The sequence below is a fragment of the Agromyces mediolanus genome (assembly GCF_014648575.1).
GTDB lineage: Bacteria > Actinomycetota > Actinomycetes > Actinomycetales > Microbacteriaceae > Agromyces > Agromyces mediolanus.
The window spans coordinates 1,935,502-1,958,125 of the sequence record NZ_BMRJ01000001.1 but is presented as its reverse complement, the minus strand read 5'-3'; the positions used below and the strand labels follow the sequence as shown (position 1 = coordinate 1,958,125).

The 22,624-nt window shown below is 72.7% G+C and carries 22 protein-coding genes; 2 read left to right on the top strand and 20 right to left on the bottom strand.

Features of this window, described 5'->3' with window-relative positions; all coding sequences use genetic code 11:
* The 11 genes from metK to pyrR all read right to left on the bottom strand — a co-directional run bounded on the left by metK (position 1) and on the right by pyrR (position 12,412).
* Positions 1 to 1,194, bottom strand: coding sequence for a methionine adenosyltransferase (gene metK, locus IEY71_RS09310; protein ID WP_189084915.1), 1,194 nt, complete (start codon positions 1,192 to 1,194; stop codon positions 1 to 3).
* A 2-nt stretch (positions 1,195 to 1,196) separates the two neighbouring features.
* Positions 1,197 to 2,441: a bifunctional phosphopantothenoylcysteine decarboxylase/phosphopantothenate--cysteine ligase CoaBC gene (coaBC, locus tag IEY71_RS09305; RefSeq protein WP_189085161.1), complete on the bottom strand. Its 1,245-nt coding sequence runs from the start codon at positions 2,439 to 2,441 to the stop codon at positions 1,197 to 1,199.
* Between the two features lie 30 nt (positions 2,442 to 2,471).
* Positions 2,472 to 2,729 (bottom strand): DNA-directed RNA polymerase subunit omega, encoded by a 258-nt coding sequence (gene rpoZ, locus IEY71_RS09300; RefSeq protein ID WP_189084914.1) that lies wholly within the window; start codon positions 2,727 to 2,729, stop codon positions 2,472 to 2,474.
* A gap of 78 nt (positions 2,730 to 2,807) precedes the next feature.
* On the bottom strand, positions 2,808 to 3,722 hold the full coding sequence (gene gmk / locus IEY71_RS09295) for a guanylate kinase (protein WP_189084913.1): 915 nt from the start codon (positions 3,720 to 3,722) through the stop codon (positions 2,808 to 2,810).
* On the bottom strand, positions 3,715 to 4,593 hold the full coding sequence (gene pyrF, locus IEY71_RS09290; RefSeq protein WP_189084912.1) for an orotidine-5'-phosphate decarboxylase: 879 nt from the start codon (positions 4,591 to 4,593) through the stop codon (positions 3,715 to 3,717). Before pyrF ends, gmk begins: the two co-directional genes overlap by 8 nt.
* Positions 4,590 to 7,880 (bottom strand): carbamoyl-phosphate synthase large subunit, encoded by a 3,291-nt coding sequence (carB, locus tag IEY71_RS09285; protein WP_189084911.1) that lies wholly within the window; start codon positions 7,878 to 7,880, stop codon positions 4,590 to 4,592. The genes pyrF and carB overlap by 4 nt, the downstream gene beginning before the upstream one ends.
* Positions 7,880 to 9,034: a glutamine-hydrolyzing carbamoyl-phosphate synthase small subunit gene (gene carA, locus IEY71_RS09280; RefSeq protein ID WP_229781608.1), complete on the bottom strand. Its 1,155-nt coding sequence runs from the start codon at positions 9,032 to 9,034 to the stop codon at positions 7,880 to 7,882. Before carA ends, carB begins: the two co-directional genes overlap by 1 nt.
* Positions 9,027 to 9,575, bottom strand: a complete 549-nt coding sequence (locus IEY71_RS09275) for a PH-like domain-containing protein (RefSeq protein ID WP_189084910.1) — start codon at positions 9,573 to 9,575, stop codon at positions 9,027 to 9,029. Before IEY71_RS09275 ends, carA begins: the two co-directional genes overlap by 8 nt.
* Positions 9,568 to 10,908, bottom strand: a complete 1,341-nt coding sequence (locus IEY71_RS09270; RefSeq protein ID WP_189084909.1) for a dihydroorotase — start codon at positions 10,906 to 10,908, stop codon at positions 9,568 to 9,570. Before IEY71_RS09270 ends, IEY71_RS09275 begins: the two co-directional genes overlap by 8 nt.
* Positions 10,905 to 11,858, bottom strand: coding sequence for an aspartate carbamoyltransferase catalytic subunit (locus tag IEY71_RS09265; RefSeq protein WP_189084908.1), 954 nt, complete (start codon positions 11,856 to 11,858; stop codon positions 10,905 to 10,907). The genes IEY71_RS09270 and IEY71_RS09265 overlap by 4 nt, the downstream gene beginning before the upstream one ends.
* Positions 11,855 to 12,412: a bifunctional pyr operon transcriptional regulator/uracil phosphoribosyltransferase PyrR gene (gene pyrR / locus IEY71_RS09260; protein WP_189084907.1), complete on the bottom strand. Its 558-nt coding sequence runs from the start codon at positions 12,410 to 12,412 to the stop codon at positions 11,855 to 11,857. Before pyrR ends, IEY71_RS09265 begins: the two co-directional genes overlap by 4 nt.
* 104 nt (positions 12,413 to 12,516) lie before the next feature.
* Between pyrR and IEY71_RS09255 the strand changes: the two genes are divergently transcribed.
* Both IEY71_RS09255 and IEY71_RS09250 read left to right on the top strand, forming a co-directional pair.
* Positions 12,517 to 13,857, top strand: a complete 1,341-nt coding sequence (locus IEY71_RS09255; protein ID WP_189084906.1) for an MFS transporter — start codon at positions 12,517 to 12,519, stop codon at positions 13,855 to 13,857.
* A gap of 127 nt (positions 13,858 to 13,984) precedes the next feature.
* Positions 13,985 to 15,343, top strand: coding sequence for an 8-oxoguanine deaminase (locus IEY71_RS09250; RefSeq protein WP_189084905.1), 1,359 nt, complete (start codon positions 13,985 to 13,987; stop codon positions 15,341 to 15,343).
* Between the two features lie 64 nt (positions 15,344 to 15,407).
* On the opposite strand, the gene nusB is transcribed toward IEY71_RS09250, so the two are convergent.
* The 9 genes from nusB to ruvX form a co-directional block, all read right to left on the bottom strand.
* A complete protein-coding gene (nusB, locus tag IEY71_RS09245) occupies positions 15,408 to 15,821 on the bottom strand; it encodes a transcription antitermination factor NusB (protein WP_189084904.1) in 414 nt (137 codons plus the stop codon).
* Complete coding sequence (efp, locus tag IEY71_RS09240) at positions 15,821 to 16,384, bottom strand: elongation factor P (RefSeq protein WP_189084903.1); 564 nt, start codon at positions 16,382 to 16,384, stop codon at positions 15,821 to 15,823. Before efp ends, nusB begins: the two co-directional genes overlap by 1 nt.
* 74 nt (positions 16,385 to 16,458) lie before the next feature.
* Positions 16,459 to 16,896, bottom strand: coding sequence for a type II 3-dehydroquinate dehydratase (gene aroQ / locus IEY71_RS09235; RefSeq protein ID WP_189084902.1), 438 nt, complete (start codon positions 16,894 to 16,896; stop codon positions 16,459 to 16,461).
* Between the two features lie 34 nt (positions 16,897 to 16,930).
* Positions 16,931 to 18,025, bottom strand: coding sequence for a 3-dehydroquinate synthase (gene aroB, locus IEY71_RS09230; protein ID WP_189084901.1), 1,095 nt, complete (start codon positions 18,023 to 18,025; stop codon positions 16,931 to 16,933).
* The gene (locus tag IEY71_RS09225; RefSeq protein ID WP_229781607.1) at positions 18,022 to 18,555 is read right to left on the bottom strand and encodes a shikimate kinase; all 534 of its coding nucleotides are present in this window, start codon (positions 18,553 to 18,555) and stop codon (positions 18,022 to 18,024) included. The genes aroB and IEY71_RS09225 overlap by 4 nt, the downstream gene beginning before the upstream one ends.
* Positions 18,552 to 19,781 (bottom strand): chorismate synthase, encoded by a 1,230-nt coding sequence (aroC, locus tag IEY71_RS09220; RefSeq protein ID WP_189084900.1) that lies wholly within the window; start codon positions 19,779 to 19,781, stop codon positions 18,552 to 18,554. The genes IEY71_RS09225 and aroC overlap by 4 nt, the downstream gene beginning before the upstream one ends.
* An 84-nt stretch (positions 19,782 to 19,865) precedes the next feature.
* Complete coding sequence (locus IEY71_RS09215) at positions 19,866 to 20,714, bottom strand: shikimate dehydrogenase (RefSeq protein ID WP_229781606.1); 849 nt, start codon at positions 20,712 to 20,714, stop codon at positions 19,866 to 19,868.
* Positions 20,711 to 22,147, bottom strand: coding sequence for an endolytic transglycosylase MltG (mltG, locus tag IEY71_RS09210; RefSeq protein WP_189084899.1), 1,437 nt, complete (start codon positions 22,145 to 22,147; stop codon positions 20,711 to 20,713). Before mltG ends, IEY71_RS09215 begins: the two co-directional genes overlap by 4 nt.
* Positions 22,144 to 22,623, bottom strand: a complete 480-nt coding sequence (gene ruvX, locus IEY71_RS09205) for a Holliday junction resolvase RuvX (RefSeq protein WP_189084898.1) — start codon at positions 22,621 to 22,623, stop codon at positions 22,144 to 22,146. Before ruvX ends, mltG begins: the two co-directional genes overlap by 4 nt.
* Between the last annotated feature and the right edge of the window lies 1 nt (position 22,624).

The window sequence follows — 22,624 nt, the reverse complement described above, 5'->3', positions numbered from 1 at the left end:
TCAGAGCCCGGCGGCGGAACGGAGCGCGTCGACGCGGTCGAGCCGCTCCCAGCTGAAGTCGGGCAGCTCGCGGCCGAAGTGGCCGTACGTCGCGGTCTTCGCGTAGATCGGCCGCAGCAGATCGAGGTCGCGGATGATGGCGGCCGGGCGCAGGTCGAACACTTCGCGGATGGCTCCGATGAGGCGCTCCTCCGGCACGTGCGCCGTGCCGAAGGTCTCGACGTAGAGCCCGACCGGCGCCGCCGCACCGATCGCGTAGGCGACCTGCACCTCGAGGCGGTCGGCGAGCCCCGCGGCGACGGCGTTCTTCGCGACCCAGCGCATGGCGTAGGCGGCCGAACGGTCGACCTTCGAGGGATCCTTGCCGCTGAACGCACCGCCGCCGTGCCGGCTCGCGCCGCCGTAGGTGTCGATGATGATCTTGCGGCCGGTGAGCCCGGCGTCGCCCTGGGGGCCGCCGATCTCGAAGCGGCCGGTCGGATTGATGAGCACGCGGAGCTCGGGCCGCGCCAGTTCGACCGTGTCGAGGACCGGGCGGATGACGAGCTCCTCGACCTCGGCGCGGAGCTGCTCCGTGGAGATCTTGGGCGAGTGCTGCGTCGACAGCACGACGGTCTCGATGCTGCGGGGCGTCTGCCCCTCGTAGCCGACCGTGACCTGGGTCTTGCCGTCGGGCCGCAGGTAGTCGAGCTCGCCGGCCTTGCGCACGTCGGCGAGGCGCTCGGCGAGGCGATGGGCGAGCCAGATCGGCACGGGCATGAGCTCGGGCGTCTCGCGCACCGCGTAGCCGAACATGATGCCCTGGTCTCCGGCGCCCTGACGGTCGAGTTCGTCGTCGCTCGCGTGCTCGCGCGCCTCGAAGGCGTGGTCGACGCCCTGCGCGATGTCGGGCGACTGCCCCCCGATCGAGACCGAGACGCCGCAGGAGCGGCCGTCGAACCAGACGTCGGAGGAGTCGTAGCCGATCGAGGTCACCCGTTCGCGCACGATCGCCGGGATCTCGACGTAGCCCGAGGTCGAGACCTCGCCCGCGACGTGCACGAGTCCGGTCGTGACGAGCGTCTCGACCGCGACGCGGGCGTTCGGGTCGACGGTGAGCAGCGCATCGAGGATGGAGTCGGAGATCTGGTCGCAGATCTTGTCCGGGTGCCCCTCGGTGACCGATTCGGACGTGAAGAGGCGGAGTGCGCTCATGTTCAGCTCGTCGTTCCTTCTGGAGTGCGTGCGGCGGGCGCCGCGGGGTTCAACTTCGAGACAACCACGTCGAGGATGGCATCCGCCACCGACGCCTTGCTTCCGTGTGCTTGTGTGACGACCGAGTCGTCGGCCCCGATGACGACGACCCGGTTCTCGTCGGCGGCGAAGCCCTCCGTCCAGCCGACCCGGTTCACCACCAGGAGGTCGGCGCCCTTCGCGCGCCGCTTGCCGCGGCCGAGCTCCAGCAGGCGCCCCTCGTCTGCTTCGGTCTCGGCGGCGAAGCCGACGAGCAGGGTGCCGTCGTGCGGCGCGGCGCCGAGGCCGGCGAGGATGTCGGGATTGCGCACGAGCTCGAGGGTGAGTCCGGAGTCCGAGGCGTCCTTCTTGATCTTCTGCTCGCTGACCGCGGCGGGGCGGTAGTCGGCGACCGCGGCGGCCATGACCACCACGTCGGCGCCCGCGGCGGCGGCCACGAGTTCGCGCTGCAGTTCGAGCGCCGTGCTGACCTCGCGGACGTCGCAGCCCTCGGGGCGCGGCACCTCGAGATTCGCGGCCACGAGCGTCACCTCGGCGCCACGGGCGCGGGCGGCCTCCGCGATCGCGATGCCCTGCTTGCCGCTCGAGCGGTTGCCGAGGAAGCGCACGGGGTCGAGCGGTTCGCGCGTGCCGCCGGCGCTCACCACGACTCGGCGCCCGGCGAGATCGCCGGACGCGCGCCCGGCGGAGATGCGCGCGAGGGCGGCCTCGACGATGACCTCGGGCTCCTCGAGCCGGCCGGCTCCGCGGTCGGTGCCGGTCAGCTGCCCCTCGGCCGGGCCGACGATCGTGACGCCGCGCTCGCGCAGCAGCGCCACGTTCGCGCGCGTCGCGGGGTGCTCCCACATCTCGGTGTGCATCGCCGGGGCGATGACGAGCGGGGCGCGGCTTGCGAGCACGGTGTTGCCGAGCAGGTCGTCGGCGAGCCCGGCCGCGAGCTTCGCGATCGAGTTCGCCGTCGCCGGGGCGATGACGATGAGGTCGGCGGCCTGCCCGATGGCGACGTGCCGGACCTCGGCGACGCCCTCGTACAGCTCGGTGTGCACCGGATTGCGCGAGATCGCCTCGAGCGTCGGCCGGCCGACGAAGCGGAGCGCCGCCTCGGTCGGGACGACGTGCACGTCATGGCCGGCCAGGACGAGCTGGCGCACGACGGCGACCGCCTTGTACGCGGCGATGCCGCCGGTGATGCCGACGACGATGTTCAGTCGGCCCGTCGTGCTCGCCACGCCGGCGACTTACTCGCTGATGGGGCGCAGGCGCAGCTTGTCCTCGTTGATCTCGTGCATCGCCACGGTGAGCGGCTTGTCATCGATCGACGAGTCCACGAGCGGGCCGACGTTGTCGAACAGGCTGCCCTCGTGCAGGTCGGCGTAGTAGTCGTTGATCTGGCGGGCGCGCTTCGACGCGAAGATGACCAGCTGGTACTTCGAGTCGACCTTCGACAGCAGGTCGTCGATGGGCGGGTCGATGATGCCGGACAGCTTCTCAGCCATGGAGTGACTCCTCGCTTCGGTGATGCGCACGAGGTGTGCGCGAAAGATCGTGGCCCGGTCGCCCGAACTGCGGGCAGCTCAATGACGACCCTTGCGGGGCCGCATCAAGTCTACGACCTTTTGCGCGGCCTCGGAGACCTCGTGGTTCACGACCTGGTGATCGAACTCGTCGGCCGAGGCCAGCTCGACCTTCGCGGTCTCGAGCCGGCGCTGCTGCTCCGCCGGTCCCTCGGTGCCGCGGCCGACGAGTCGGCGGACGAGCTCGTCCCAGCTCGGCGGCTGCAGGAAGACGAGCGTCGCCTCCGGCATGGCGCGGCGCACCGAGCGCGCGCCCTGGATGTCGATCTCCAGCAGCACGCTGTCGCCGGCGGCGATCGCGCGCTCCACCGGGCCGCGCGGCGTGCCGTAGCGGGAGGCGTTGTGCACGGTCGCCCACTCGAGCAGCTCGCCGGTCTCGATCAGCCGGTCGAACTCGGCGTCGTCGACGAAGAAGTAGTGCTCGCCGTCGATCTCGCCCGGGCGCGGCGCGCGCGTCGTCGCGGAGACCGAGAGCTTCACCTCGGGGTAGTGATCGCGGATGTACCCCGCGACCGTGCCCTTGCCGACGGCGGTGGGCCCGGCGAGGACGACCAGCCGGTCGCCCGTGCCGCCGTGCGCGGCGACCCATTCGGCGGCGAAGCCGCGCAGGCGCCGGCGCTGCAGGCGCCCCAGGCCGCCCAGGCGCTTGGCGGGCGAGATCTGGAGCTCGTCCATGATCCGCTCGGTCTTCGTGCGGCCGATCGCCGGGATGGCCCCGAGGAACTCCGTGACCCGCAGCCGGCCCTCGACGCCGTCGGGCTCGTCGAACGCGACCCGGAGCACGTCGAGCGGGCTCCGGGCGCCGTCGGCGACCTCCTGCTTCACGATCGCGCGGGCCCGGCGCGCCGCGACGGCGGCCCGGGACGCGGCGACTCGGTCGACCTCTGGCGGGGTGGTGGGGGTCCGATCAGACACCGAGCGATCCTACCTCCCCGGCGCGGCGCCGGACGGCCTCGCCGATCTCGTCGGGGCCGGCGGCGAGCACGGAGCGGGACTCGTTCACGATCGCGCCGGCGGCCAGGCGGCCGAACAGCTCGCCGAGCTGGGCGGGGTCGCCCCCCTGGTGGCCGAAGCCCGGGGCCAGCACCGGCAGACCGGGCGTCTCGCCGTAGGCGTCCGGGTCGATGCCGACCGCGCGGAGGTCGACGGTCGCGCCGATCACGACGCCCGCGTCGCCGAGGGTGCGGGTCGAGGCATCCGGGCGCGCGCGGTTCCACGCGTCGACGCCGTCGACCATCGCGGAGGCGATCGTGCGGCCGGCCCGGCTCGACTGCCGGAGCTCGGCCGTCTGCACGGGCCCGGACTCCGGGTTCGACGTCGCGGCGAGCACGAACACGCCCTTGCCGACCGCCGCCGCGCGCTCCATGACCGGGGCGAGCGTGGCGAGCCCCTGGTAGGGGTTCAGGGTGAGGGCATCCGCTTCGAGCGTCGAGCCCGGGCGGAGCCAGGCATCCGCGTAGCCCGCGAGCGTCGAGCCGATGTCGCCGCGCTTGGCGTCGGCGATCACGATGAGGCCCGCGTCGCGCGCCTCGGCGAAGACCCGCTCGAGCGCCGCGTAGCCGGCCGCGCCGTGCCGCTCGTAGAACGACACCTGCGGCTTCACGATCCCGATCTGCCCGGCCGCCGCGTCGACGACGCGGAGACCGAACTCGCGCACGCCTTCGCCGCTGTCGGGCAGGCCCCAGCTCTCGAGGAGCTGCGCGTGGGGGTCGATCCCCACGCAGAGCCGGCCGTACGCGGCGAAGGCGGCCGCCAGGCGGTCGCCGAACGCGACGGGCTCGCTCACGCGGCCCCCTCCCGGCGGCGCTGGTACTCCTGCAGGCTCGTCACGTCGAAGCCGTCGCCGACCACGTCGAGCGAGGCGACGGCGGCGGAGAGCTCCGCGATCGTCGTGAACAGCGGGATGCCGGCGGCCACCGCCGCGGCGCGGATCTCGTAGCCGTCGGCCCGGGCGGAGCGGCCGCTCGGGGTGTTCACGACCACGTCGACCTCGCCGCGGTGGATGAGCTCCACCACGCTCGTCGCCTCGGCGTCGGGCTTGTCGTGGAACTTCAGCACCTCGCTCGCCCGGATGCCGTTGCGGCGCAGCACCTCCGCGGTGCCCTCGGTCGCGGCGATGTCGTAGCCGAGCTGCTGCAGGCGCAGCACCGGCAGGATCGCAGCCCGCTTGTCGCGGTCGGACACCGAGACGAAGACCGTCCCGGAGGCGGGCACGCCGCCGTACGCGGCGAGCTGGCTCTTCGCGAACGCCGTCGGGAAGTCGCGGTCGATGCCCATGACCTCGCCGGTCGAGCGCATCTCCGGCCCGAGCACCGAGTCGACCATGCCGCCCTCGCGGGTGCGGAAGCGGTGGAACGGCAGCACGGCCTCCTTGACCGCGACCGGCGCGTCGAGCGGCACGCGGGAGCCGTCGACCTCGGGCAGCAGGCCCTCGGCGACGAGCTCGCGGATCGTCGCGCCGACCATGACCCGGCTGGCGGCCTTCGCGAGCGGGATGCCGAGCGCCTTCGAGACGAACGGCACCGTGCGGCTCGCCCGCGGGTTCGCCTCGAGCACGTAGAGCACGCCCGCGCCGATCGCGAACTGCACGTTCAGTAGGCCCTGGACACCGATGCCCTCGGCGATCGCACGGGTCGCCTCGCGCACCCGGTCGACCTCGGCGCGGCCGAGCGTCACGGGCGGGAGGGTGCAGCTCGAGTCGCCGGAGTGGATGCCGGCCTCCTCGATGTGCTCCATGACGCCGCCGATGTAGAGCTCGCTGCCGTCGTAGAGCGCGTCGACGTCGATCTCGATGGCGTCGTCGAGGAAGCGGTCGACGAGGAGCGGATGGCTCGGGCCGACGATGCCCTGACCCTCGATGCGGTCGAAGTACTCGGCGAGGTTCGCGCTGTCGTAGACGATCTCCATGCCGCGGCCGCCGAGCACGTAGCTCGGGCGCACGAGCACCGGGTAGCCGATGCCCTCCGCGATCTGCTGCGCGCCCGCGAGGTCGACGGCGGTGCCATTGCGCGGCGCGAGGAGTCCCGCGTTCTCGAGGATGCCGGCGAAGAGGCCGCGCTCCTCCGCGAGGTCGATCGCCGAGGGCGAGGTGCCGAGGATCGGCACGCCGGCCGCCTCGAGACCCTTCGCGAGGCCGAGCGCGGTCTGGCCGCCGAGCTGCACGACGACGCCGACGAGCTCGCCGGACTGCGACTCGGCGTGGATGACCTCGAGCACGTCCTCGAGGGTGAGCGGCTCGAAGTAGAGCCGGTCGCTCGTGTCGTAGTCGGTCGAGACCGTCTCCGGGTTGCAGTTGATCATGATCGTCTCGAAGTCCGCGTCGTGCAGGGCGAACGAGGCGTGCACGCACGAATAGTCGAACTCGACGCCCTGGCCGATGCGGTTCGGGCCGGAGCCGAGGATGACGACCTTGCGGCGGTCGCTCGCGGCGACCTCCGTCTCCTGGTCGTAGCTCGAGTAGTGGTACGGCGTGAGCGCCGGGAACTCGCCCGCGCAGGTGTCGACCGTCTTGTAGACCGGGCGGATGCCGAGGATGTGCCGCACCTCGCGCGCGTCCTGCTCGCTGCCGAAGCCGCGGAGCTGGGCGATCTGCGCGTCGGAGAACCCGTGGTCCTTCGCGAGCAGGATCGTCTCGGTGTCGAGCGCCTCCGCGGCGGCGACCGTCGCGGCGACCTCGTTGATCAGCACGATCTGGTCGAGGAACCACGGGTCGATCTTCGTGGCCTCGAAGGCCTGCTCGATCGTGGCGCCCTTGCGGAGCGCCTGCTGCACGAGCACGATCCGGCCGTCGGTCGGCGTCTGGGCCAGCTCGAGGAGCTCCTCGACGCTGCGCTCCTCCTCGCCCCAGTGGAACGAGGAGCCGCGCTTCTCGAGCGAGCGGAGGGCCTTCTGCAGGGCGGTCGCGTAGTTGCGGCCGATCGCCATGGCCTCGCCGACGGACTTCATGGTCGTGGTGAGCGTCGGGTCGGCGGCCGGGAACTTCTCGAACGCGAAGCGCGGCACCTTCACGACGACGTAGTCGAGCGTCGGCTCGAAGCTCGCGGGCGTCACCCGGGTGATGTCGTTCGGGATCTCGTCGAGCCGGTAGCCGATCGCGAGCTTCGCCGCGATCTTCGCGATCGGGAAGCCGGTCGCCTTCGAGGCGAGCGCCGAGGAGCGGGAGACGCGCGGGTTCATCTCGATGACGATGACGCGCCCGTTCGACGGGTCGATGGCGAACTGGATGTTGCAGCCGCCGGTGTCGACGCCGACGGCGCGGATGATGTCGATGCCGATGTCGCGGAGCCGCTGGTACTCGCGGTCGGTGAGGGTGAGCGCGGGCGCGACCGTGATCGAGTCGCCCGTGTGCACGCCGACCGGGTCGACGTTCTCGATCGAGCACACGACGACGGTGTTGTCGTGCGTGTCGCGCATGAGCTCGAGCTCGTACTCCTTCCAGCCGAGGATGGACTCCTCGAGGAGCACCTCGGTGGTCGGCGAGTCGTGCAGGCCGGCGCCCGCGATGCGGCGCAGCTCGGCCTCGTCGTACGCGAAGCCCGAGCCGAGACCGCCCATCGTGAAGGAGGGGCGCACGACGAGCGGGTAGCCGAGGTCCTCCGCTGCCGCGAGTACCTCGTCCATGGTGTGCGCGATGTGCGAGCGGGCGACGTCCGCGCCGCACTCGACCACGAGCTCCTTGAACAGCTGGCGGTCCTCGCCCTTGCGGATGGCGTCGACCTTCGCGCCGATGAGCTCGACGCCGTGCTTCTCGAGGATGCCCGCGTCGTGCAGCGCGATGGCCGCGTTGAGCGCGGTCTGGCCGCCGAGCGTCGGCAGGATGGCGTCGGGGCGCTCCTTGACGATGATCGACTCGATGATCTCCGGGGTGATCGGCTCGATGTAGGTCGCGTCGGCGAAGTCCGGGTCGGTCATGATCGTGGCGGGGTTCGGGTTCACGAGGATGACCCGCACGCCCTCGGCGCGGAGCACTCGGCAGGCCTGGGTGCCCGAGTAGTCGAACTCGGCGGCCTGCCCGATGACGATCGGGCCGGAGCCGATGACGAGGACGGAATTGATGTCGTCGCGCTTGGGCATTAGTCGCGGTTCTCCTTGCTCGCGATGACCAGCTCGCGGAAACGATCGAAGAGGTAGTTCGCGTCGTGCGGGCCGGCAGCCGACTCCGGGTGGTACTGGACGCTGAACGCGGGGATGTCGAGGCAGTTGAGGCCCTCGACCACGTCGTCGTTGAGGTCGACGTGGCTGACCTCGACGCGGCCGAAGCCCTCGCTCGACTCGCTCACGCGGTCGATCGGGGCGTCGACGGCGAAGCCGTGGTTGTGCGCCGTGATCTCGACGCGGCCGGTGGCCTTGTCGAGCACGGGCTGGTTGATGCCGCGGTGGCCGAACGGCAGCTTGTACGTGCCGAAGCCGAGGGCGCGGCCGAGGAGCTGGTTGCCGAAGCAGATGCCGAAGTAGGGCCGGCCGTCGCGGAGCGACTCGCGGAGCAGCTGCACGTGCCGGTCGCTCGCGCTCGGGTCGCCGGGGCCGTTCGAGAAGAACAGCGCGTCGGGTGCGAGCGCCCGCACCTCCTCGATCGTGACGGTCTGCGGGAGCACCTCGACGTCGAAGCCGCGCTCGGCGAGGAAGTTCAGCGTGGAAGTCTTCACCCCGAGGTCGAGGACCGCGACCGAGCCAATGCGCTCGCCGGTCGCGGGCAGCGAGTAGCGCTCCCCCGTCGACACCTCGCCGGAGAGGTTCTGCCCCGCCATCTCGGCGCCGCCGAGCACGAGGTCGAGCTGCTCGCCCGCGGTGAGGCTCGCGTCCTCGCCGGAGAAGATGCCCGCCCGCATCGCGCCGGCGTCGCGGATGCGCCGGGTGACGGCGCGCGTGTCGATGCCGGAGATGCCGACGATGCCGGCGTCCGCGAGGTCGTCGTCGAGGCTCCGCTGCGAGCGGAAGTTCGACACGACGCGGGAGGGGTCGCGCACGACGAAGCCGGCGACCCAGATCTGCTTGGACTCCATGTCCTCGTCGTTCATGCCGGTGTTGCCGATGTGCGGCGCGGTCATGAGCACGATCTGGCCCGCGTACGACGGGTCGGTCAGCGTCTCCTGATAGCCGGTCATGCCGGTCGCGAAGACCGCCTCGCCGAGCGTGCGGCCGAGGGCGCCGTACGCGCGCCCCTCGAAGCGGGTTCCGTCCTCGAGGACGAGCACGGCGGGGGCCGTGCGGGTCGTGGTCTCAGTCACCAGAGGCCTCGCCTTCCTGTTGCGACCGCGGCGCTTCGGCCGCGGTGATGTTCGTGACGGCGTCGATGATCCGGGCGGTGTCGCCCGGGTATCGCGCCCGAAGATAGCTGTCGATGCGCACCGGCACCTCGCCGGGCTCCGACTCGTGCGGCTGCCACGTGATGGCCACGAGGCCCTCGGCCTCGACGCCGCGGTCGATCGCGTGGCTCGCGGCCCCGATCCCGACGATGCGCTCGACCGGGATGAAGCTCGCCGGCTCCCCCGCGATGCGGAGCAGCACGCCCGCGTCGTACACCTCGAGGTGCGCGGCCCCGCGGAACGCGAGGCCGTCGACCGCGAGCCGCTCGAAGGGCTCGTCCTCGGGAGTCGAGGCGACGTAGAGCACCTCGGTCTCGAGCACGGCGGCGGCGAGCGTCGCGGGCACCGGGTAGGCCACGAGGCGGGCGTCGCGCGCCCGTCGTCGTCGCCAGGAGCGGACCATCAGCCAGATCACGACCGCGACGATGACGACGGCGACGATCGCGCCGATGAGCTTATCCATCAGCGCTCCCCGCTGCCGCGGCGAGTCCGGCGACCTCCGCGGCCTCGCGCACCTCGCCGTCGCGCACCGTCGCGTAGCCCTGGTGGAAGGTCCAGCGCACGGAGCCGGGCAGCGTCTCGCCGAGGTAGGGCGAGTTGGTGCTGCGTCCGGCGAGCCGCTCGAGTCCGAACTCCCCCGTGGCCGAGGGGTCGTAGAGGACGAGTTCGGCGGGCGCGTCGAGCTCGATCGCGCCGCCCTGGCCGGCGAGGCGGCCGATGCGGGCGGGCGCCTGGCTCAGCACCCGTGCGACGTCGGCCCAGTCGAGGCGTCCGGGCTCCACCATCGTGCGGTGCACGACGGACAGCGCGGACTCGAGCCCGACCATGCCGTTCGCCGAGGCATCCCACTCGCCCTCCTTGGCCTCCACCGGGTGCGGGGCATGGTCGGTGGCGACGATGTCGATGGTGCCATCCGCGAGCGCGGCGCGCAGGGCTTCGACGTCCTCGGCGCGGCGCAGCGGCGGGTTCACCTTGAAGCGGGGGTCGTAGCTCGCGACCCGGTCCTCGGTGAGGAGCAGGTGGTGCGGCGTGACCTCGGCGGTGACGTCGATGCCGCGGGCCTTCGCCCAGCGGATCACCTCGACCGAACCGGCCGTCGAGACGTGGCAGACGTGCAGTCGGCTGCCGACGTGCTCGGCGAGGAGCACGTCGCGGGCGATGATCGACTCCTCGGCCACCGCCGGCCAGCCCGCGAGACCAAGCTCGCCGGAGAGGGCGCCTTCGTTCATCTGCGCGCCCTCGGTGAGCCGCGGCTCCTGCGCGTGCTGCGCGATGACGCCGCCGAAGGCCTTCACGTACTCGAGCGCGCGGCGCATGAGCAGCGGGTCGTGCACGCAGAAGCCGTCGTCGGAGAACACGCGGACGCGGGCGCGGGACTGGGCCATGGCGCCGAGCTCGGCGAGGCGCTCACCGGCGAGGCCCACCGTCACGGCGCCGATCGGCTGGACGGTGGCGTAGCCGGCGGCTCGCCCGAGGCTGAGCTCCTGCTCGACGACCCCGGCCGTGTCGGCGACCGGCGAGGTGTTGGCCATCGCGAAGACCGCGGTGAATCCGCCCGCTGCGGCGGCACGGGTGCCGGTGAGCACGGTCTCGCTCTGCTCGTACCCCGGCTCGCGGAGGTGGGTGTGCAGGTCGACGAGCCCGGGCAGCACCACGAGGCCCTCCGCGTCGACGCGCTCCGCCCCGCGGGCGTCCAGCCCGGTGCCGAGCTCGGCGATGCGTCCGCCCTCGAGGAGGAGGTCGAGGCGTTCGCCGTTCGGCAGCTGCGCCCCGACGATCAGGTGACGTTCGCTCATGCGGCCGCCCCCCGTTCACCGGACAGCAGCAGATAGAGGGCGGCCATTCTCACTGATACTCCGTTCGCGACCTGCTCGCGCACCGTGGACTGCGGCGAATCGGCCGCGCGGGCGGCGATCTCGAGACCGCGGTTCATCGGTCCGGGATGCATGACCATCGTAGTGTCGGGAAGCGCGTCGAACCGCGCGTCGTCGAGCCCCCAGGTGCGGGCGTACTCCCGGCTGTTCGGGAAGAAGGCCCCGTGCATCCGCTCGGCCTGGATGCGCAGCATCATGACCACGTCCGGTCGGCGGCCGAGCGCCTCGTCGAGGTCGTACGACGTCGTCACGGGCCAGCGGCGCGTGTCGACGGGCAGCAGCGTCGGCGGGGCGACGAGCTCGACCTCGGCGCCGAGCGCGGGCAGCAGCCAGGCGTTCGAGCGCGCGACCCGCGAGTGCAGCACGTCGCCGACGATGAGGACGCGCGCCCCGTCGAGCCCGCGCCCGCGGGAGGCCGCGCCGTGCAGCCGGCGGCGCATCGTGAAGGCGTCGAGCAGGGCCTGGGTGGGGTGCTCGTGCGTGCCGTCGCCCGCGTTCACGACGCCGGCGTCGATCCAGCCGCTCGTCGCGAGCGTGAGCGGCGCGCCGGAGGCCGGGTGCCGGATGACGACGCCGTCCGCGCCCATCGCCTGCAGCGTCTGCGCGGTGTCCTTCAGGCTCTCGCCCTTGGAGACGCTGGACCCCTTGGCGCTGAAGTTGATGACGTCGGCGGAGAGCCGCTTCGCCGCGGCCTCGAAGGAGATCCGGGTGCGGGTGGAGTCCTCGAAGAAGAGGTTCACCACGGTCTTGCCGCGCAGGGTCGGCAGCTTCTTCACCTCGCGCTCCTGCACCGCCGCCATGTCCTCGGCGATGTCGAGGAGCTCGACCGCCTGCTCGCGGGAGAGCTCGCGCGTGCCCAGCAGGTGGTTCACCTCGCCTCCCCCTCGCCGTCGGCGGTCTCGATCGCGACGCCCTCGTCGCCGTCCGTCTCGACGAGCCGCACGTTGATGCGCTCGTCGTGGGACGACGGCAGGTTCTTGCCGACGAAGTCCGCGCGGATCGGGAACTCGCGGTGTCCGCGGTCGACGAGCACCGCGAGCCGCACCGCGCGGGCGCGGCCGAGGTCGGAGAGCGCATCGAAGGCGGCGCGGATGGTGCGCCCGGAGTACAGCACGTCGTCGACGAGGACGACCGTGCGTCCGTCGATGCCCCCGGCGGGCACCTCGGTCGGCTGCGGCGTCCGCGTGCGGGTGCGGGACAGATCGTCGCGGTACATCGTGACGTCGATCGAGCCGACCGGCACCGGTGCCGCGTCGGGCTCGATGCGGGCGATCGTCTCGGCGATCCGACGGGCGAGGATCACGCCGCGGGTCGGGATGCCGAGGATGACGAGGTCGCTCCCCCCGCGGTTGGATTCGAGGATCTCGTGCGAGATGCGGGTCAGCGCCCGTTGGATGTCCGCCTGGGTGAGCACGGCGCGTGCCACGGCGGCCTCCCTTCTCCGCCTCACGGGACGGCCTTAAAGGTTGCCAAACTCCGTCGAGTTTAGCAGCGCGCCCGGGACTGTTTCGCCGTGCGTACGATGCTCAGGTGACTTCTCCCCGGCCGCGGCGATCGCACTTCGTCGATCTCGCACCGCTGCGGGAGTCCCCGGCGTTCGCCCGGCTCTGGATCGGCGGCACGATCGCGGGTATCGGCGCGCAGCTGACGGTGCTCGCGGTCGGCCTGCAGCTCTACGAGCTCACGCGCTCGACCCTGGCGGTCGGCCTGGTCGGCGGCATCGCGCTGCTGCCGATGCTCGTGGCCGGGCTGTGGGGCGGCGTCCTCGCCGACGCCCTCGACCGCCGGCGTCTGCTCATCGTGAGCGCGAGCACCACCTGGGCGGCCACCGCCGCACTCGTCGCCGTCTCGGCCGTCAGCGCGGCCGAGCACGAGGCCGGCCGCGCGGTCGCGCTCTGGCCGTTCTACGCGCTCACCACCGTCATCTCGGTGTGCGCGACGGTCACCGGCGCCACCCGGACGGCGGTGACCCCGAGGCTGCTCGCCCCGGCGCTCGTGTCGCGGGCGGCGGCGCTCAGCGGGATCGGGATCGGCGTGCAGCTCACGCTCGGCCCCGCGCTCGGCGGCCTGCTCGTCGCCTCCATCGGCTACCCCCTCACCTTCACCGTGGATCTCGTCCTGTTCAGCGCGGGCTTCCTCGGCATCCTCACGCTGCCCGCCGTTCCGCCGAGCCCGGTCGAGGCGGGGGCCGCACGACGCAGGGGCTTCGCCGCCCTCGCGGACGGCTTCCGATTCCTGCGCGGGGCGCCGAACATCCGCGCCGGCTTCCTGATCGACCTCGCCGCCATGACCTTCGGCCGCCCGTATGCGCTTCTCCCGGCCGTCGGCGCGGTCGCGATCGGCGGCGGGGCGGCGACCGCCGGCGCGCTCACCGCCGCGTTCGCCGTCGGCACCTTCCTCACCAGCCTGCTGAGCGGGCGGGTGATGCACGTGCGCCGCTACGGCCTCGCGATCGGCCGCTCGGTCATCGCGTACGGCGCGTGCATCGCCGGTTTCGGCGTCGTCATCGCCGTGGTGCTCGCCGGGCGGTCACCGAGCGGGGACACCGCACTGAGCCTGCCGGCGCTGCTCGTCGCCGCCGTCCTCCTCGCCGGTGCGGGGGCCGCCGACGAGGTGAGCGCGATCTTCCGCAGCACGATGCTGATGACCGCGGTGCCCGACGAGCTGCAGGGGCGGATGCAGGGGGTGTTCCAGGTGGTCGTCACCGGCGGTCCGCGCCTCGGCGACCTCTGGGTCGGCATCCTCGCGACCGCCGTCGCGCTCTGGTTCCCGCCCCTGTTCGGCGGGCTGCTCGTCGTCGCGGCGGCCGTCGCGATCCTCCGCCTCCAGCGCGGCTTCCGGGACTACGACGCCCGCACGCCAACGCCCTGAGCGGGAGGCTCGGATCGTACGGCGTTGACGCAGCGTCCGCCGCGCACATAGTCTGGCGCGACCTGGATCAGCAGACAGGTCAACACTGAGCTGGCACCACTCCTCCACCGTCGAAGGGATGCCGCTCATGGCACGAGTCTGGATCAAGAACCCCGCCGCCGTTTTCACGGCCGCCGATCACGCCCCCGGCGCCGCCGACGGCGGCATCGTCGTCGAGGGCGGCCGCATCGTCGAACTCCTCCGCTCCGGCGCCACCCCGTCGAAGCCGGTCAGCGAGGTCTTCGACGCGGCGAACCACGTCGTACTCCCGGGGCTCATCAACACCCATCACCACTTCTTCCAGACGCTCACCCGGGCCTGGGCGCCCGTCGCCGACGCGAAGCTCTTCCCCTGGCTGCAGGGCCTCTACCCGGTCTGGGCGCGGCTCACGCCGGAGAGCCTCGAGCTCGCCGTGACCGTCGCGCTCGCCGAGCTCCTGCTCTCCGGCTGCACGACCGCGGCCGACCACCACTACGTCTTCCCCGAGGGGCTCGACGAGGCGATCGATCTCGAGGTCGAGGCCGTGCGGCGGCTCGGCATGCGGGCGACGCTCACGCGCGGCTCGATGACCCTCGGCCAGCGCGACGGCGGGCTGCCGCCGCAGAGCGTCGTGCAGGACGGCGACGTCATCCTCGCCGACTCGGAACGCCTCATCGACCGCTACCACTCGACCGAGCCCGACGCCGATGTCCACATCGCGCTCGCACCGTGCTCGCCGTTCTCGGTGACGCGGGAGATCATGTCGGAGAGCGCCGAGCTCGCCGCCCGCCGCGGGGTGCGCCTGCACACGCACCTCGCCGAGACCCTCGACGAGGAGGAGTTCTGCCGGGAGCGCTTCGGCCTGCGCACCGTCGACTACCTCGAGAGCGTCGGCTGGCTGGGCCCGCAGAGCTGGCTCGGCCACGGCATCCACTTCGACGAGCAGGAGATCGCCCGCCTCGGGGCAGCGGGCACCGGGGTCGCGCACTGCCCGACCTCGAACATGCGGCTCGCCTCGGGCATCGCGCGCGCGATCGAGCTGGAGGATGCCGGCGTCCCCGTCGGCCTCGGCGTGGACGGCTCCGCCTCGAACGACTCCTCGAACCTCATCCAGGAGGTGCGCCAGGCGCTCTACCTCCAGCGCCTCCGCTACGGCGCCGACGTGCCCGTCACCCGAGCGCTCGGCTGGGCGACCCTGGGTTCGGCGCGGGCGCTCGGCCGCGACGGCGAGCTCGGGTCGATCGAGCTCGGCAAGCAGGCCGACCTCGCACTGTTCACGCTGGACGAGCTGCGCTTCTCGGGCAGCCACGACCCGATCGCGGCGCTCGTGCTCTGCGGGGCGGACCGCGCCGATCGCGTCATGGTGGGCGGCGAATGGCGGGTCGTCGACGGCCGCATCCCCGGGCTCGACCTCGACGGGCTGATCTCGGCGCACTCGAAGGCCGCCCGCCGCCTCGTGCTCGGCTGAACGCCGGACGGCGGGCCGCCGGGGCGGCCCGCCGTCGCGGGTGGAGCGTGTGAAACGCGGTGCGTCAGGCCTTCGCGTGCGCGACCGCGGCGAGCAGCCCGTTCACGAAACCGGCCGAGTCGTCGGTCGAGAGCACCGTCGCCGCCTCGACGGCCTCGGCGATCGCGACCGCGTCGGGCACCTCGTCGTTGTAGACGATCTCCCAGACGCCGATGCGCAGCAGCGCACGGTCGACCGCGGGCATGCGCTCGAGCGTCCAGCCGCGCGAGTGCGTCGTGATGAGCTCGTCGATCTCGGCCCGGTGGTCGACGATGCCGTCGACGATCTCGCGGGCGTACAGCCAGGACGCCTGGCGCTCCGGTTCGCCGGCGGCCTTCTCGGCCTCGACGACGAGCAGCTGCTCGACCGGCATCCCGCGCATCTCCGCGGCGTAGAGCAGATCGAGCGCGCGCTTGCGAGCCTTGGTCCGTGCGCTCACTAGTCGTTCACGCGGCCGAGGTAGTCGCCCGTGCGGGTGTCGACCTTGACCTTGGTGCCGGTCTCGAGGAAGAGCGGCACCTGGATCTCGTAGCCGGTCTCGACGGTGGCGGGCTTGGTGCCGCCGGTCGAGCGGTCGCCCTGCAGGCCCGGCTCGGTATAGGTGATCTCGAGCACGACCGAGGCGGGGAGGTCGACGTACAGCGGGTTGCCGTTGTTCAGGGCGATGGTGACGGCCTGGTTCTCGAGCATGAAGTTCGCGGCGTCGCCGACGGTCGCCGCGGGGACGGTGATCTGGTCGTAGTCGACCGCGTCCATGAAGACGAAGCCGTCGCCGTCGTTGTAGAGGTACGTGAAGTCGCGGCGGTCGACGTTCTCGATGTCGACCTTCGCGCCCGCGTTGTAGGTGCGGTCGACGGTCTTGCCCGTGACGACGTTCTTCAGCTTGGTGCGGACGAAGGCGCCGCCCTTGCCGGGCTTGACGTGCTGGAACTCGATCACGCTCCAGAGCTGGCCGTCGATGCTGAGGACGACGCCGTTCTTGATGTCTGCGGTCGATGCCATGCGCGTGGATTCCGTTCCGTTTCGGTGAAGTCGTTCGGCCGCAGGCGGTGGCGCACGCGGGCCGACGAACGATTCTAGACGATGCGCAGCAGCTGCTGCACGGCGAGGCGATAGGAGTCGCTGCCGAAGCCGGCGATGACGCCCGTCGCGACCGCCGAGATGACGCTCGTGTGCCGGAAGCGCTCCCGCGCGTGCGGGTTCGAGAGGTGCACCTCGATGAGCGGCACGCCGGCCTGCTTCAGCAGGGCCGCGGCGTCGCGCAAGCCGTAGCTGTAGTGCGTGAACGCGGCCGGGTTCAGCACCACGGGGGTGGCCCGGTCGACGGCCTCGTGGATCCAGCGGATGAGCTCGCCCTCGTCGTCGGTCTGCCGCAGCTCGAGCTCGACGCCCTCGGGCAGCCCGACGCGCAGCGACGCCTCGATGTCGGCGAGCGTCTCGCTGCCGTACACCTCCGGTTCGCGGGTGCCGAGGCGGCCGAGGTTCGGCCCGTTCAGCACGAGGATCGTCGTCATGCGCTCAGCCTAGCGGCGGCCCGGATGGCTCGGCTCACGAGCCGATCTCCTGGTACGCCGCGAAGAGCATCGACTGGTCGGGGGCCTGCATCACGGTCGGCTTCGCGAGGTCGTCGAGCACGATGAAGCGCAGCTGGCCGCCGCGCGACTTCTTGTCGCGCTGCATGGTGGCGAGCAGCGTGTTCCACCGGCCCGCCGGGTAGCTCGTCGGCAGGCTCAGCAGCTCGAGCACGCGCCGGTGCCGGTCGGCGACCTCGTCGGAGAGGCGTCCGGAGAGGCGGCCGAGCTCCGCGGCGAACATCATGCCGACCGCGACGGCGGCGCCGTGCCGCCACTGGTAGCGCTCGGCGTGCTCGACCGCGTGCCCGAGCGTGTGGCCGTAGTTCAGGATCTCGCGGAGGCCTGCCTCCTTGAAGTCCTCGGTGACGACGTCGGCCTTCATCCGGATCGCGAGCTCGACGACCCGGCGAAACTCGGGCGTCGCGGGATCGGTGGCGCGCTCCGGGTCGGCCTCGATGGTGTCGAGGATCTCCGGGTAGCGGATGAACCCGGCCTTCACGATCTCGGCGAAACCGGCGAGGATCTCGTTCTTCGGCAGCGTGTCGAGCAGGTCGAGGTCGCAGATGACCTCGGCCGGCGCGTGGAACACGCCGACCAGGTTCTTGCCCTCGTTCGTGTTGATCCCGGTCTTCCCGCCGACGGCGGCGTCGACCATGCCGAGCACGGTCGTCGGCACCTGCACCACGCGGACGCCGCGCAGCCAGGTCGCCGCGACGAAGCCCGCCAGGTCGGTGACGGCGCCCCCGCCCATGCCGACGACGGCGTCGCTGCGGGTGAAGTCGGCCTGGCCGAGGATCTGCCAGCAGAACGCGGCGACCTCGACCCGCTTGCCGGCCTCCGCGTCGGGGATCTCCGCGAGGATGACCTCGAAGCGGTCGGTGAGCGACTCGCGGAGCTCGGCGGCCCGGGCGCCGAGCGTCGCCGGATGCACGAGGAGCACTTTGCGCACGGCCGGCCCGAGCGCGTCGCCGATGCGCGCGACCACGCCGCGGCCCACCACGACGTCGTAGCCCTCGTCGCCGCCGACCCGGATCACGGTCGGCTCGGCCTGCGGCTCGACTGCGGTCATGCTGTTCCTCCGAAGCGCTCGGTGATGTCGGTGACGATCCGCGCGACCGAGCGGCGCGAGGTGTCGATGGCGAGGTCGGCGAGGGAGGCGTAGATGGGCGCCCGCTCGTCGCGGATGCGGGTCCAGGCGTCGATCCCGCCCTGGGCGATCAGCGGGCGCGCGCTGCCGGCCAGTCGCGGGGCCACCGCGGCGGCGCTCACCTGCAGCCACACCACGGGCAGCTCCGCGAGGTCGATGCGCGTCGCCGGATGCAGCACGGCTCCCCCGCCCAGCGAGACCACCGCCTCCTCGGCAAGGGACTCGGCGACGATCTCGCGCTCGACGATGCGGAAGTACTCCTCGCCCTCGCGGGCGAAGATCTCCTCGATGGGTCCGTAGCGCTCGACGATGCGGGCGTCGGTGTCCACGAACGGCGCAGCGATCTCGGCGGCGAGCTTCTGGCCCACCCGGGACTTGCCCGCCCCCATCGGCCCGATCAGCACCAGCGGCAGCACGGGCGCACCGGGCGCGGCGGCGCCCGCCGCCGTCATCCCGCCGCGCCGGCCGCGAGCCCGGCGCCGCCGTCCGCCCCGGCGCTGGTGAGCGCCTCGGGGATCGCGGCGAGGTACGCCTCGAGGTTCCGGCGGGTCTCGGCGAGCGAGTCGCCGCCGAACTTCTCGAGCACGGAGTTCGCGAGCACGAGCGCGACCATCGCCTCGGCGACGACGCCCGCCGCGGGCACGGCGCAGACGTCGGAGCGCTGGTGGTGCGCGGGAGCCGGCTCGCCCGTCGCGACGTCGACCGTCGGCAGCGCGTGCGGGATGGTGGCGATGGGCTTCATGCCCGCCCGGACCCGCAGCACGGTGCCGGTCGACATGCCGCCCTCGGTGCCGCCGGCGCGATCGCTCGCGCGGACGATGCGACCGCGGTCGAGGTGCAGCTCGTCGTGCGCCTCGGAGCCGCGGCGGCGGGTCGTCTCGAAGCCGTCGCCGACCTCGACGCCCTTGATCGCCTGGATGCCCATGAGCGCGGCGGCGAGCTGCCCGTCGAGGCGACGGTCCCAGTGCACGTGCGAGCCGAGCCCCGGGGGGACGCCGTAGGCGAGCACCTCGACGACGCCGCCGAGCGTGTCGCCGGACTTGTGGGCGTCGTCGACCTCGGCGACCATGCGCACCGAAGTCTCGGCGTCGAAGCAGCGCAGCGGGTCGGCGTCGACCGCCGCGAGATCGGCGGGCAGCGGCAGGGCGGCGCCCTCCGGCACGCGCACCGGGCCGATCGACAGGGTGTGCGCGATGGTGCGGATGCCGAGCTCCGCGAGGAAGGACTTCGCCACGGCGCCGAGCGCGACACGGGCCGCGGTCTCGCGGGCGCTCGCGCGCTCGAGCACCGGGCGGGCCTCGTCGAAGCCGTACTTCTGCATGCCGACGAGGTCGGCGTGGCCCGGCCGCGGCCGGGTCAGCGGCGCACCGCGGCCACGACCGAGACGGTCCTGATCGATCGGCTCGGGGCTCATGACCTCCTGCCACTTCGGCCACTCGGTGTTGCCGACGCGCAGGGCGATCGGGCTGCCGAGGCTCAGGCCGTGGCGCACCCCGCCCGAGATGGCGAGCTCGTCCTGCTCGAACTTCATGCGCGCGCCGCGGCCGTAGCCGAGCTTGCGCCGTGCGAGGTCCTCTCGGACCTGATCGAGCGAGACGGGGATGCCGGCGGGGAGGCCCTCGAGGATCGCGACGAGTTCGGGGCCGTGCGACTCACCGGCAGTGAGCCAACGAAGCATGGCTCTATCCTTCCACAGCGGAGGGGACGCGCCCTCCGCGTGACACCGCGGCGGCGCGCGTCGAACGGCGACGCGGCGGATGCCTCAGGCGATCGCCGCCCGCATTGCCGCGAGCACCTCGGCCTCGCCGGGCAGCGGCAGCTCGGGGTCGCCGTTCGCGAACACCCGCACCTGGAGCAGCGCCTGATGCAGGAGCATGCCGAGCCCGTGCACGACCGTGCCGCCGCCGTCGAGCCAGGCCGCCGCGAGCGGGCTCGGCCACGGGTCGTAGGCGACCTCGAGCAGGGCGGCCCCCTCGATGAGCGCCGCGCTCGGCCGCACGCCGAGCTCGGTGCCGCCGGGCACCGTCGCCACGACGAGGTCGAGCCCTCCGGCACCGGACAGCTCGTCGAGTCGCCGCACGACGATCCGGAGCCCGAGCGAGCCGGCGAGCGGTTCGAGCGCCGCCGCGCGCGCCGGGGTGCGCACGAAGACCTCGACCTCGCTCGCCCCGAGCTCCGCGATCGCGGCGATCGCGGACGCGGCCGTCGCTCCCCCGCCGACGACGCCGGCGCGAGCCGACGCGGTCAACCCGGCATCCGCGAGCGCACCGACGATGCCCCCGACGTCGGTGTTGAAGCCGAGCCGGCGTCGGCCGTCGAAGCGCAGGGTGTTCGCGGCGCCCGTGAGCCGGGCGCGGCGGTCGAGCTCGTCGACGAGCGGGAGCACTTCCTGCTTCAAGGGCATCGTGAGCGAGAGCCCGCGCCACGAGGCATCCCGCGAGCCCACGAACTCGGCCAGGCCGGCCGACGCCACCTCGACGGCCTCGTACTGCCAGTCGAAGCCGAGCGCCGCGTAGGCGGCGCGGTGCAGGGCCGGAGACTTCGAGTGCGCGATCGGCGAGCCGAGCACGGCGAGCCGGTGCGCGGCGGGGCCGTCGACGCCGCCGCTCACTGGTACTCCGGGTGCTCGTCCATCCAGGCCAACCACTTCGCCACGGCCGCGTCGTGCTCTTCGACGGTCGTGGAGAAGATGGTCTCACCCGTGTCGAGGTTCCACGTCACGAAGAAGAGCCAGGTGCCGTCGGCGGGGTGCAGCGCGGCGTCGATCGCGAGATCGCCCGGGTTGGAGATCGGCCCGACGGGCAGCCCGGGGTGCACGTAGGTGTTGTACGGGTTGCCGGCGTCGGCGCGCTCGGCGTCCGTGGTGCTGACGCGGTGGGTGTTCCCGGTGCCGTACGCGACCGTCGCGTCGGACTGCAGGAGTCCCGACTCCCACTGTGCCGGGTCCAGGCGGTTCTGGAACACGCGGGAGACCTTGTAGTAGTCGTCCCGGAGCCCGGCCTCGCGCTGGATGAGGGAGGCGAGCACGATCGTGCGCCACCGGTCGGCGGGGGCGACCCCGGCGTCGTCGAGGGCCTGGAACTGCCGGTCGACGAGCGTCTGCAGCACGCCGCGGGCGTCGAGCGCCGGGTCGACGGTGTAAGTCGCCGGGAAGAGGAAGCCTTCGAGCGACTGCGCCTCGGCCGGCAATCCGTAGCTCTGCGGCGACTCGGCCGCCGCGGCCTGCAGCTGCTCGAGCGGCACCCCCGCGCCCTCGGCGATGATCGACAGCGCATCGGCCGTGGCGGTGCCCTCCGGGATCACGAAGGTGTTCTCGAGCTTGTTCGCCGGGTCCTCGAGCGCCTCGAGCGCGGCTTTCGCGCTCATCTTCTCGGCGAGCCGGTACGCGCCGGGGTGGAACTCCGGTTCGGGCTCCTGCTGCAGCAGCAGCTCGTAGAAGGCCTCCGAGGACGCGACGACGCCCTCCTCGTAGAGATTCTCCGCGATGGAGGAGCCGGTGTCGCCGTCCAGGATCATGAAGGTGACCTCGCCCGAGCCAGTGCCCTCGTAGTCGGCCGCCGGCTGGAACCGCTCGATGACCGCGGAGATCGGGCCCTGGAGGAAGAAGAACGCGCCGGCGCCGAGCGCCACGACGACGAGCAGGGCGATCAGGCAGCCCCAGGCCCCGCGCCGCTTCGGCTTCGTCGGGGCGCCGGGGTCGTCGATGCCGGCGGCCGAGCGCCGCTCGGCGCGGCTCGGCCGCTGCGCCTCGCTGGGACCCGTCGTCGGGGCGGCCTCCAACAGCGACTGACGCTCCTCCAGCTCCCGGCGCTCGCGCCGGGTGAGCGGCACCTCGTCGTCCGAGGCGAACGGATCGTTCGTCCGCGGCGCCACCGGATGGTCGCGCTGCGCGAACGGGTCCTCGCCCCCCTGGGACTCGCGCCCGGACGGGCCGCCCGCCCGGGCGTCGCGCCGCGGTCGGGACTCGTCGCCGGTGAGGATCGTGTCCCAGTCGAGACCGGTCGGCTCGCGCGGGGCGCGCTGCTCAGGGGGGAGCTGAGTCACAGGGGTGGTGGCCCTTCGTCGGTGCCGAGGGACTGCCCCGGCGGCTTGCCCGACGCGCGTTCGGCGTCGATGGCGTGTTGCAGAATGATAACGGCTGCGGCTTGGTCGATGATGGACCGCTGCTGCTTGGCGCGTTTCCCGCTCGCCCGGAGCGCCTGCTGCGCGGTCACCGTCGACATCCGCTCGTCCACCAGCCGCACCGCCGCACCGCCGCGCGCGAGCCGCTCGGCGAAGGCGACCGCGTCGTCGGTCGAGGGCGTCGCGCTGCCGGAGAGCGAGAGCGGATGCCCCACCACGAGCTCGAACGCCCCGTACTCCTCGGCGAGCTCGAGGATGCGGCGGACATCGGCGTCCGAGCCCTCCGCGGCGCGCGGCACCGTCTCGACCGGCACGGCGAGCATCGCCGACGGGTCGCAGCGGGCGACGCCGATGCGGGCCCGGCCCACATCGACGCCGAGGCGGACGCCGTCGCGCACC